The following is a 12,147-nucleotide window of genomic DNA, read 5'->3' as shown; positions in this document are numbered from 1 at the left end:
AATAAAACGAAGGAATTGACGATTGGTTACACCTTTCTGATATTATTATACATAAAAAAACAACCTCCGAAGAAGTTGTTTTGTAGTGGTATTAACCTGAGTTGCGCAAACCTGTCGCCACACCATTGATGGTAATATGAATGAGATTCTCTTGTTCTTTGCTCAATTCTCCACGACGAAGACGATGAATTAATTCAATCTGAATATAGTTGAGCACATTGAAATAAGGCATGCGATAATCAAGACTGGCTTTTAGGAAAGGTAGTTCTGCTAAAAGCTCATCATTTTGCTCGATTGATAAAATGATTTCTTTGGTCAACTGCCATTCATCTAAAATGACATGGAAGATATTTCGTACCTCTTCGCTTTCACACATTTTAGCATATTCAAATGCGATATTCATATTGGATTTAGACAATACCATATCCACGTTTGATAGAAGTGAACGGAAGAATGGCCAAGATTCGTACATTTTTTGTAACTTAGACAAATTATCAGGGTGCTTATCAATAAAGCGTTTGAAACTTGAACCAACTCCATACCAACCCGGCAACATGACACGGTTTTGTGACCAAGAGAATACCCATGGAATCGCACGCAAACCACCGATTTCTGTGATGGTTTTTCGAGCCGCTGGACGTGAGCCAATGTTCAGACTTGATACTTCACGAATTGGACTAGCGGCAAAGAAATAATCATAAAAATGTGGATTATTGAACACAAGATCTCTATAAATACGATAGCTATCTGATACAATTTCATCCATGGTTTCGCGATAGCCATCGATTTCATTTGGATCGGTAATCATTTGTGTGACCATACGGTCAAGCGTTGCAGATACCAGCATTTCTAAATTATAGTAGGCTGCGTCTTTGTTACCGTATTTATTGCCTATCACTTCGCCTTGTTCTGTCAAACGAAGTCGGTCCTTGATGGAACCAAATGGCTGAGATGTAATCGCATCGTAGGAAGGACCACCACCACGACCAACAGTACCACCACGACCGTGGAAGAAGGTGATGTTTACTCCGTAGTCTTGACCAATTTGCGTCAATTCATTCTGTGCTTTGTAGAGTGTCCAGCCGGAGGACAGGTAGCCACCATCCTTGTTGGAATCTGAGTAGCCAAGCATGATTTCTTGGTAGTATTTATTGCCTGCAATCCAACGTTTTGCTAAATCTAATTGCAGATATTGACGCATGGTATCAGGTGCATTATCTAAGTCCTCGATTGTCTCAAAAAGTGGAACAATCTGAACACGGGCCTTATCGACATCTACTAGACCAACTTCTTTTAATAGGACAGCTAATTCCAGCAAATCAGAAACACTCTCCGAGTGTGAAATAATGTGTTGCTTGATGATTTCCTCACCTAGCTTATCTTTCAATTCACGCGCAGCAGCAAAGATAGCCAATTCTTTTTCTAATTGTTCTGACTTTGGCATGTGCGTTGCAGAAAGAATGCGTGGATCAGTTTCCAACTGTTTCAAAAGAACATGGCATTTAGCTTCCTCAGATAAACTGGAGTAGTCTTCTACGATACGGGCAGAAGCCAATAGTTCCGCAACACTTGCTTCATGAATAGAAGAGTCTTGGCGCATATCGATACTAGCTAGGTAGAAACCAAACGCTTCAACCGCTTCAAGTAATTCTGTAAAATCACCTTTCAATAGCGCCATAGATTTATTTTCAATCAAAGATTGTTTGATGGCTAATAAATCAGCTTTAAACTCGGCTACATTACTATAGCGAACATCTGACGGCTTATTGTGAACTAGATAATCTCTTGTATTTGCAAGTTTCATCTGAATATAGTGAAAAGCACGACGATAAGGCTCGTTTTCACGGTATACAGAACTATCTTCAGATAAATCCGCCAGCATCTTAACCGCTGTAGATACATTTACAATGGAAGTTGAGAGCGAAAAATTCCGATAGAGTTTATAGAGTTGCTCATCGTAATAATTCATAATGACTTCACACTGAGTCAAGGCTGACAGCTTCAAGGTCTCCGCAGTAACAAATGGATTTCCATCACGGTCTCCCCCGATCCACATCCCCATTGTAATTGGACGAGGGTTATTTAAGGCGATTCCTTTCTCAGCAGCCAAACGTTTGTATTCCCGCTGCAACTTAGTGACAGCCTTAATAAAGGAAGAATTGTAATACTCCATAACGTTTGTGATTTCGTTGGTTACCTTCAACTTCTTCTCACGAATCATATCCGTCTGCATGATAATTTCAATGTAACAACGGAGCTCATCTTCCCATTTGTTTTTATTGAGCAAGCCCAATTTTACATCGCGATAACGACGAAGCAACTCATGAATATGCTTGGTTAAATCAAGCATAGACTGGCGTTGAACCTGAGTAGGATGGGCTGTCAAGACTGGAACAACATTCAACTTTTCAAGGATTTCAGCTGCATTTTCTTGTTTGGAAACCATATCAATTGTTGTTGAAATCTTGCCAAGATAGTCTTGATCAATATTGTTTTGATGGTTGATTTCATAAGCCAAGTCAACATCTTCTGATATATTAATCAAAAGTGGCAAAACAGCAAAGTATCTAGAAATAACTGCTAGTTCATCATTATTCAACTGACTGATAATAGCAATCAATGCCTGATAATCATCCTGACGAGACAATTGAGATAATTCTACAATTTTAGCAAAAGTCTCTGCAGGCATCATTTGAGCTGCTACTTCTTCCAAAATAGATGTTAGAATCGTTACTTCTTCACGGATTGCTTCCTTGTTGTTATAGTTTTCTAATTTTTGAATAGCCATCTCCTACCTCTTTCCTATCTCTAAATTAGCGTACGCTCTATTTCTTCTTCAATTAATCGACGTTTTTCACTAGCATCAATATTCAGAACAAACCCTATCCCGATGGAAATAATCAAAAGACTCGATCCCCCCTGTGACAAGAAGGGGAAAGTTACCCCCGTTGCAGGAATAATTCCTGAAATTCCTCCGATATTGACAAATGTTTGAATCAGAAGCATACCTGCCATTCCAAGTGCCATCATCGCATTAAATGGACTACGAGCACGGACGCCTACAATAATAATTCGAATAATCAAAAAGAACAATAAGGCTAGAATTAAACTAGCTCCGACAAAACCGAGTTCTTCAATGACGATCGAAAACGCAAAGTCGGTGTGGGCCTCTGGTAGATACCCCTTTTTCTCAATCGAATTTCCCAAGCCACGTCCAAGCCATCCACCGTTACTCATCGCATAGTAAGAATGAGTCAATTGAAGACCTGAGTTGGTGGCATTACCAAATGGATCAAAATAGGCAGCAAAACGACGAGCAATATAACCAAAGAGCGGAATTTTTTCCACCGTTTCTACACCCAAAATACGAATCGTTCCTAGAATAACTGTTGAGGCGGCTACAATTCCCAAAACCGCTGTTGAAAACCAGCGATAGGCAATCCCACTCACACTAATCATCACGACCATAATCAGCACAATAATCGTCGCATTTCCCAAGTCTGGCAGTGTCGCAACTAAACCAAGGAGGAGCAGACTGACCACCCGCCAATCTGTAAACTCTTTCGGAATCCAACTTCCTTTAATCAACGATACATAGTCATAAGTCCGAATATCCGCCTGTTGTTTTGCAAACTCATGTGCCAGATACCAAATGATTATTAATTTCAAATATTCCGCCGGTTGCAAGGTTCCTGCGATCGGCAGAGGAATCCAGCCATGAGCCCCGTTAATCGGAGGAAACAACCGAGAAATAGCTAACAGAAATACTTCTACCAAAATAACCGAATAGATAACGGCTTTCTTGCGTAAAAAACTTAATTTCATACGATAAATCGTATAGATTGCTACCAAGCTGACAATCCAGAATCCTGCCTGGTTAATCACTGTTCTAAATGGATTTCCACCATTAATAATTTGCGTAGCACTGGTTGTCGAATAGACCATGACCAACCCAATCACCGATAAGATGAGATAGGGAATCAGTATGGAGTAATTCAACAACTGGCGTTTGTCAATCTTCATTGCTTATCCAACCTTCTTCGAGTATAGCTCTTATTATAGCATACTTTATATAAAAATACTTATCACTTTCTAAGTTGCTCTGCAAACATTCGGAACTAACTTTTGTCAACAAGAAAAAGGCCGAAGCCTTTCATATCTATTCAAATGTTTCAAGATAAAATTCAATTTCATCCCCATTCGCAACTGTAAGGTCTTTCGCCCCTTTATCAGCCATTTGGCCATTAACTTTATACATCCAGTATGTATTGGTACTCGCATCTTGGCTAACACCATCAATTTCTGTTATCAAACCATTGTCTTCTACAATGTCATGATGTTCTTTAAGCACATCCATGACACTATCACCTTCTTCCGCAGTAACTTCCTGACGATTCTCTTTGTCCTTGGTTGTAATCTGCAAAGTGACTTCGATAGCCGATTTGCTCTGTTTCTCAGTAGTGTTTGTACAAGCAGCCAAGAAGAGCGAGAAGACAACCATCAACATAATACTAATTTTTTTCATTTATAAAATCTCCTAAAAATATAATCAATAATTGGATAAAACAAAACTGTTGAAGCAGCGTGTAAACTATCAAAGACTAGACCATTAAGCCAGAAGACGATAGGGGAAATCCCAAACTGTGTAGCAGATAAAAAACTTATCGTTAGCCCATACAAAAAGACAAGAATCCCCGCCAGAAGACTCTGTAGCCACAAGGGAATGCTCTCTTTTTTGATAGAAGGACCAATTGCCAACCACCATATAAATTGGATGAAAGCAAAACTAAGAACTTGCCACAAAACAACTGTTCCAAATCCAAAAAGCAAGCCACTCCCTACCATCGCTAGTATCATCAATGTCCAGCTCTCCAGCAAACTGAAATAGGACAGAACAATGAGGAAAATAGCCGTAAGAGGCTTTATATTGGGAAATGGCCCAAAAACCACCCTTAAAACAATCGTCAAAGAGGACAGAACAACTAGCTGACTAACACGTCTTACTTTTTCACTTTTGTCATGCATACCAATTTAGCCTACCTTATTCCCTTTATTATGTCAAGTTTAGATAATCTTTTACTATTTCTTGAATCGTATTTTTTTGATTTTTTCATGATTTTACGGTAGAATTGAGGAGATGAGAAAGAAACTAAATCCGATGATTGTTGTTGGTTTTTTCCTATCCTTCTTTGCTCTTATTTTCATCACTGGGGTGACTGGAAATACTGTAAATAAGACGGAGGTAGCTAACGAACCCGCAGTCACACAATCAAATACCAGTACAAGTTCTAAAACAACAAATTCTAGCTCAAGTTATTACATTGCAAATGCGCTCGAAATGAAACCTATCGTCGACGTTTCTGCTTGGCAGAGACCGTCTGAAATCGACTACGATACCCTTAGCAAAAACATTTCTGGCGCAATCGTTCGTATTCAAAGTGGATCACACACTAAAAACGAAAATACAGCGACTGATAAAAACGGGTTAGATAAATCCTTTGATACCCATATTAAAGAATTCCAAGCAAGAAATATCCCTGTTGCTGTCTATGCCTATGTCACGGGAAATAGTATTGAGAGCATGCAGGAGGAAGCTCGAAGCTTTTATAAGGCCGCAAATAAATACAAGCCGACCTTCTATTGGTTAGACGTTGAAGAATATACCATGGATGATATGAATGCTGGAGTGGAGGCTTTTCGAAAAGAGTTAGAAACTCTCGGTGCTAAAAACATTGGAATTTACGTTGGAACCTATTTCATGGAAGACCACAGCATCAATGTGGATAAATTCGATGCAGTCTGGATTCCTACATATGGTGATGATTCTGGCTACTACAATGCCGCTCCAAATACTGATTTGGATTACGATCTCCACCAATACACATCACGTGGGTATGTCAACGGATTTGAACACCATTTGGATTTAAACCTCATTACTACACTCAAAGATCCTAACGAAGTTTATCAGAAACTATTTACAACACCCGAATAAAATGATACAATTTCACTAATTACATATACACAAAGGAGTGCTTCGGCTGAGATCGCAACTGCGAAATCCTCGAACCTGATCTAGTTAAAACTAGCGTAGGAATTGTGTGCTTTATAGAATGATACTATACTCTGCTATAAAGACTCCTTTGTTGACCATCTACAGAGGAGTATTTTTATGTCCACATCAAAATTGTCCATCCTAGCCGAAGTCGCTATTTTTTCTGCAATTGCCCTCGTCTTTGACAAAATCCCGCTCTTTACAATGCCCCAAGGTGGATCCGTGTCTTTAGTCATGCTTCCAATCCTACTGCTTGCTCTACGCCACGGACTAGGGGTGGGGGTTCTTACCGGTGGTATTGTCGGAACCATTCAACTTTTCTACGGTGGCTACTTCCTAAACGTTTTTCAAGTTTTTCTTGACTACGCACTTTCTTACGCCGGAATTGGTTTAGCAGGTTTAGTGGCCCCCACCCTATCCAAACAAAAAGATCTAAAAAATGCTACTCTCATCATTACTCTGGCTAGTTTTCTAGGAGGAAGCATCCGATTGATAGCCACCTTCTTATCAGGAATTATTTTCTACGCAGACTACGCTCCAGATGGTATGCCTGTCTGGTTCTATTCCTTTACCTACAATATCAGCTATATTCTTCCTTCCACTGCAATTGCCTCTATTCTGCTCATTTTACTCTATAGAGCAAGACCAAGTTTTTACAATCTTTAACCAAAACTGCCTGCTGGATTTTATCTAACAGGCAGTCTTTTTAATTATTTTTACTTGCTTTATGCTATAATAGGAGCGTTATAATACATTTTGGAGGAAATTATGGCTTCTTGGATTTCAAGAATTATTAAAGGTATGATTATCGCACTCGGCTTTATCTTACCTGGTGTCTCTGGGGGAGTACTCGCTGCTATCCTCGGAATTTATGAGCGACTAATTGGATTTTTAGCAAATATTCGAAAAGATTTCAAGGAAAACTTTCTTTATTTTGTTCCTGTAGGAATCGGTGGAATTTTGGGAATTGCACTCTTCTCTTTCCCTGTTGAATATTTATTGCAACATTTCCAAGTCCCAGTTTTGTGGGCCTTTGCGGGAGCAATCGTGGGAACTATTCCTAGCCTGCTTAAAGAATCAACTCAAAAGAGCAAGCGAGATAGCATTGATTTAGCTTGGTTGATTGGGACATTCGTCGTTTCTGGTCTCCTACTTTACAATTTAAGCGATCTTGTCGGGACACTTCCAGCAAACTTTGCAAGTTTTGTCTTGGCAGGTGCCTTGATTGCTTTAGGGGTACTTGTTCCTGGACTCAGCCCTTCAAACTTGCTATTAATTTTGGGTATCTACACGCCAATGCTAAATGGTTTCAAATCACTTGATCTATTCGGCACCTTCCTACCAATCGCAATCGGTGGCGTTCTTGCAATGGTTGCATTTTCAAAAGCAATGGACCACGCTCTGAAAGTATACCATTCACGTGTTTATCACTTTATTATTGGTATCGTCTCATCTTCTACTCTGCTAATTTTGATTCCACAAGCAAGTAATAAAGAATCAATTTCCTATGCTGGAGCGAACTTTGTTACATGGATTGCTGCTATTGTCCTATTTATACTAGGCGCATGGTTAGGGCTTTGGATGAGTAAGCTTGAGGAAAAATATAAATAATGGCAAAAAAGGTTAAAATAAAGAAAACCTTGGTGGACCAAATACTAGACAAGGCTAAGATCGATCATGATAGCCTTGTTTTAAATGCCTTCGAAGGTCAACTTCCACCAGGAATTGAAGAACACGAAATTTACAAAACACTAGCATTAACTGGAGATAAAACTGGACCAATTATCGGCATTGTTCCCATCACAGAACACCTGTCTGAGAAAAAATTAGCCAAGATCTCTGGCAATAAAAAAGTGAGCATGATTCCGCAAAAGGACTTGGAAAAGACAACTGGCTACGTCCACGGTGCCAACAATCCCGTGGGCATTCGTCAGAAGCATAATTTCCCAATCTACATTGATCAATCTGCCCTTGAACTCGGTCACTTGATTGTCTCTGCTGGTGAAATTGGTCGGTCGATAAAAATTGATAGCCAGGTTTTAGCTGATTTTGTAAAAGCTGACTTTGCCGATTTGATCGAAAGGAGGGACTAGACTTGAAAATCTACTTTGTCCGTCACGGTAAGACCGAATGGAATTTGGAGGGGCGCTTTCAAGGCTATTCTGGAGATTCGGCTCTCTTGCCCGAATCTTATCAGGATTTAGAAAAACTAGGCAAATACCTTGCTGAAATCCCCTTTGATGCTATTTATTCTAGTGATTTGCAGCGCGCACATAGCACTGCCGTAGAAATTGCCAAAGTCAACCACCATTGCCAAACCGTTCTAACCACGCCACAACTACGTGAATGGAATTTTGGAACGCTAGAAGGAAGCAAGATGGCAATTTTTCGTGCCATCTACCCCAAACAAGCCTGGGCACTCAAACATAATCTAGCACGATTTAAACACGATGTCTTTGATGCCGAATCTGTCCATCAGGTCACACAGAGAATGGTCGATTTTATCCAGTCTCTTCAAGAAGAAAAACTGGAAACAGTCCTCATCGTCAGTCATGGTGCCTTTCTAACCGCTTCTATCCATCGCCTGCTTGGTTTTCCACCAGCCCAACTGCGTCACCGAGGTGGTTTGGATAATGCATCGGTTACTATTTTAGAAACAAGCGATTTCGAAAACTTTACAGAATTAGCTTGGAATGATACCAGCTATAAAGCAAAACAGTAGAATTTTCTGCTGTTTTTTCCTATCCTATTAGCAATTTATACTGATTTTTTCTCTCTTCTATGATAAAATAGAAATAACAGACTTTGGAGGAATAAAATTTTTATGTCAACTGAACATTTTGAAGAATTAAATGACCAACAGATTGTCCGTCGTGAGAAAATGACAGCTCTTGCTGAACAGGGCATTGACCCATTTGGAAAACGTTTTGAGCGTTCTGCAAATTCAGCTGAATTGAAGGCCCAGTACGAAGACAAATCAAAAGAAGACTTGGAAGAATTAGGGCAAACAGCTATCATTGCAGGCCGTATTATGACCAAGCGTGGTAAGGGTAAGGCAGGTTTTGCTCACATTCAAGACCGCGAAGGCCAGATTCAGATCTACGTTCGTAAGGATGATGTTGGCGAAGAAAATTATGAAATCTTCAAAAAAGCAGACCTTGGTGACTTTATCGGTGTCGAGGGAGATGTCTTCAAGACAAACGTTGGTGAGTTGTCTATCCATGCTCGCAAGTTGACTCACCTTTCTAAAGCGCTCCGCCCATTGCCAGAAAAATTCCACGGATTGACAGACATCGAGACCCGCTACCGCAAGCGTTATTTGGACTTGATTACCAACCGTGAGAGCTTTGATCGCTTTGTGACCCGCTCAAAAATTATCTCAGAAATCCGCCGTTACCTTGATGGACTTGGTTTCTTGGAAGTGGAAACACCAGTTCTTCACAACGAAGCTGGTGGTGCTGCGGCTCGTCCATTCATTACCCACCACAATGCCCAAAACATTGACATGGTCCTTCGTATCGCTTTAGAACTCCACCTCAAGCGCCTGATTGTCGGCGGTATGGAACGCGTTTATGAAATCGGCCGTATCTTCCGTAACGAAGGTATGGATGCTACTCATAATCCAGAATTTACTATGATTGAAGTTTACCAAGCCTACGCGGACTATCGAGACATCATGGACTTGACAGAAGGCATTATCCAACATACTGCTAAGGCAGTTGTCGGCGACGGCCCTATAACTTACCAAGGTACAGAAATTGCTATCCACAAGCCATTCAAGCGTATCCACATGGTTGATGCCGTTAAGGAACAAACTGGCGTGGACTTCTGGCAAGAGATGAGCTTCGAGCAAGCCAAAGCCCTTGCAGCTGAGCATAAGGTCCCTGTGGAAAAACACCATACAGAAGTTGGTCAAATCATCAACAGCTTCTTTGAAGAATACGTTGAAGCAACTCTTATCCAACCAACCTTTGTCTATGGTCACCCAGTAGCCGTATCTCCACTAGCTAAGAAAAACGATGAAGACCCACGCTTTACAGACCGTTTCGAGCTCTTCATCATGACCAAGGAATACGGTAATGCATACTCTGAGTTAAACGATCCAATCGACCAATTGGAACGCTTTGAAGCCCAAGCCAAAGCTAAAGAACTCGGTGACGACGAAGCGACAGGCGTTGACTACGACTATATCGAAGCCCTTGAATACGGTATGCCACCAACAGGCGGCCTTGGAATCGGTATCGACCGCCTCTGCATGCTCTTGACAGACACCACTACTATTCGGGATGTGTTGTTGTTCCCTACAATGAAGTAAGAAACAGTAACCTTTTAGTATTGTCTTCACTAGGATATTCCAATCGCTCTCCAGTTTCTTGGCGATTGGCTGACAAGGTCTGCTAGACCTTGTCACTCCCGATAATGAAATAAAAACTACAAACTGTTTAACACCGTTACTTAAAACACTCTTGGAAATTCCAAGAGTGTTTTTGCATGCAAAAAATCCCAACCACATGGTCAGGATTTTCAGGAGATTATGAAAAATATTTAGGATTGGGAGTGGGACAGAACTCAAATAATCATAGAGAGTTCCCCTCACTTCCTAACAGTAGTTCGAGCCTCTATGGTCACTTTCTTATTTTCAGGTGACCAGCTGAAACAGTTCCCCGAACTGTTTCACTCCACTGGACTATTTTAGGCCCACCCCCACATAGCTCTAAAGGTTCGGGGAACCTTTAGAGGTTGGAGATATAGCGAACAAAGTTCGCATCAGTCGTTAAGTCAGAGTAGTGACTGTTGGAGGTTGAAAATAAAGCGAACACCGTTCGCTTCAGCCGTAGAGGAAGATGTGGAGTGTAAAACACGAATTGTTGAAATTTGCTTCGCAAATCTTATCTCCAACCTTTAACAGTCCACTGGACTGTTAAAGCCAATCAACCACTGCGCTGAGATGTTGACTCCACTTTAGAGAAGTGAGGCTATTATAACGTCCCTCCTTTTTATCTCATCAGTCTTGGGACTGATTCTCTTCTTTCTTAGCAAAATAATCTCGGACAATTGGTGCGACTTCTGTTCCGTAGAGTTCGATAGCACGGAGGACATCTTCATGTGGCATAGAGCCGATTGGGAGATGGAGGAAGAAACGGTCCAAGTCAAGTGTTTCAATAGTCTTGATAATTTTTTCAGCGACTCGTTTTGGATCTCCGACGATAGTTGCCCCTTCGTCTGTCAGAGAGTAGAGATATTGCGCCTTGGTCATCTCGCTCCAATGTGGGCGGTCTTTGGCAATATTGTCCGTAATTACTTTGGTTGGATGATAGTATTCTTCCACAGCCTTATCATGGTCGTCTGCAATCCAACCCCAAGAATGGGCTGCAACTTTCGTTTTCTCTGGATCATGACCTGAGTTGCGAGCAACCTTGCGATAAGCATCGACTAAAGGTTTAAAGCGATGGGCACCCGCACCAATGACTGCATACACGATAGGCAAGCCTTTCTTAGCAATCTTGATAGTGGATTCTACATTGCCCCCAGTTGCCACCCAAATGGGAAAATCTTCCTGAACAGGACGCGGATATACGGGTTTATTATCGACAGACTGAGTGAAATGCCCATCCCACTTAAGATTGGTTTCCTTGTCGATTTCCAGAAGCATATCTAGCTTCTCATCAAAGAGTTCTTCATAGTCATGGAGATCATAGCCAAACAAAGGGAATGATTCCGTAAAGGAACCACGACCCGCCATGATTTCCGCTCTGCCATTTGACAAAGCATCAATGGTGGTGTACTGCTGATAGAGCCTTACAGGGTCCATGGAGGAAAGGATTGAAACTGCTGATGTTAGCTTGATATGCTTGGTATTGACGGCACCAGCTGCCAGCACAATCTCAGGTGCAGAAACCGCAAAATCTTCTCGGTGATGCTCCCCAATCCCATAAACATCAAGCCCCACCGCATCAGCTAGTTCGATTTCTTTGACTAGCTGGCGAATCCGCTCGTCGTGGCTATAAGTTTCCCCCGTTTTTTCTAGTGGAGTTGTTTCGCCAAATGTTGAAATACCTAATTCTACCATGATGTGTTCTCCTTTGAAATCACTA

The 12,147-nt window shown here is 41.2% G+C and carries 11 protein-coding genes and 1 riboswitch; of the genes, 6 read left to right on the top strand and 5 right to left on the bottom strand.

Annotated elements, in window-relative coordinates:
* Positions 1-91 precede the first annotated feature (91 nt).
* From ppc to ODU46_RS06430, 4 genes are all read right to left on the bottom strand, one after another.
* Positions 92-2,788 (bottom strand): phosphoenolpyruvate carboxylase, encoded by a 2,697-nt coding sequence (gene ppc, locus ODU46_RS06445; RefSeq protein ID WP_029752202.1) that lies wholly within the window; start codon positions 2,786-2,788, stop codon positions 92-94.
* 20 nt (positions 2,789-2,808) lie between these two features.
* Complete coding sequence (gene ftsW, locus ODU46_RS06440) at positions 2,809-4,023, bottom strand: cell division peptidoglycan polymerase FtsW (RefSeq protein ID WP_011922075.1); 1,215 nt, start codon at positions 4,021-4,023, stop codon at positions 2,809-2,811.
* A gap of 136 nt (positions 4,024-4,159) precedes the next feature.
* The gene (locus ODU46_RS06435) at positions 4,160-4,525 is read right to left on the bottom strand and encodes a DUF4430 domain-containing protein (RefSeq protein ID WP_024384640.1); all 366 of its coding nucleotides are present in this window, start codon (positions 4,523-4,525) and stop codon (positions 4,160-4,162) included.
* A complete protein-coding gene (locus ODU46_RS06430; protein ID WP_024406699.1) occupies positions 4,522-5,025 on the bottom strand; it encodes a hypothetical protein in 504 nt (167 codons plus the stop codon). The genes ODU46_RS06435 and ODU46_RS06430 overlap by 4 nt, the downstream gene beginning before the upstream one ends.
* Before the next feature lie 112 nt (positions 5,026-5,137).
* On the opposite strand from ODU46_RS06430, the gene ODU46_RS06425 reads away from it, so the two are divergent.
* From ODU46_RS06425 to lysS, 6 genes are all read left to right on the top strand, one after another.
* Complete coding sequence (locus ODU46_RS06425) at positions 5,138-5,992, top strand: glycoside hydrolase family 25 protein (RefSeq protein ID WP_024384638.1); 855 nt, start codon at positions 5,138-5,140, stop codon at positions 5,990-5,992.
* 23 nt (positions 5,993-6,015) lie between these two features.
* A riboswitch (TPP riboswitch) is annotated at positions 6,016-6,111 on the top strand.
* Positions 6,112-6,169: 58 nt separating this feature from the next.
* Positions 6,170-6,718, top strand: a complete 549-nt coding sequence (gene thiT, locus ODU46_RS06420) for an energy-coupled thiamine transporter ThiT (protein ID WP_024406697.1) — start codon at positions 6,170-6,172, stop codon at positions 6,716-6,718.
* Positions 6,719-6,820: 102 nt separating this feature from the next.
* Positions 6,821-7,663: a DUF368 domain-containing protein gene (locus tag ODU46_RS06415; protein ID WP_024406696.1), complete on the top strand. Its 843-nt coding sequence runs from the start codon at positions 6,821-6,823 to the stop codon at positions 7,661-7,663.
* Positions 7,663-8,145 (top strand): aminoacyl-tRNA deacylase, encoded by a 483-nt coding sequence (locus tag ODU46_RS06410; RefSeq protein WP_205028264.1) that lies wholly within the window; start codon positions 7,663-7,665, stop codon positions 8,143-8,145. The genes ODU46_RS06415 and ODU46_RS06410 overlap by 1 nt, the downstream gene beginning before the upstream one ends.
* Before the next feature lie 2 nt (positions 8,146-8,147).
* A complete protein-coding gene (locus ODU46_RS06405) occupies positions 8,148-8,774 on the top strand; it encodes a histidine phosphatase family protein (RefSeq protein ID WP_398579395.1) in 627 nt (208 codons plus the stop codon).
* A 102-nt stretch (positions 8,775-8,876) separates the two neighbouring features.
* Positions 8,877-10,367 carry a lysine--tRNA ligase gene (lysS, locus tag ODU46_RS06400; RefSeq protein WP_029180349.1) on the top strand — a complete coding sequence of 497 codons (1,491 nt, stop codon included), beginning with the start codon at positions 8,877-8,879 and terminating at the stop codon, positions 10,365-10,367.
* Positions 10,368-11,057: 690 nt separating this feature from the next.
* Here lysS and ODU46_RS06395 read toward each other — a convergent pair.
* Positions 11,058-12,122 carry an LLM class flavin-dependent oxidoreductase gene (locus ODU46_RS06395; protein WP_398579394.1) on the bottom strand — a complete coding sequence of 355 codons (1,065 nt, stop codon included), beginning with the start codon at positions 12,120-12,122 and terminating at the stop codon, positions 11,058-11,060.
* Positions 12,123-12,147 lie beyond the last annotated feature (25 nt).

The organism is Streptococcus sp. 2020WUSS089 (assembly GCF_044427405.1).
Lineage (GTDB): Bacteria > Bacillota > Bacilli > Lactobacillales > Streptococcaceae > Streptococcus > Streptococcus hashimotonensis.
Note: the sequence above shows the minus strand (reverse complement) of the source record. Positions and strands in the feature narration are given on the sequence as shown.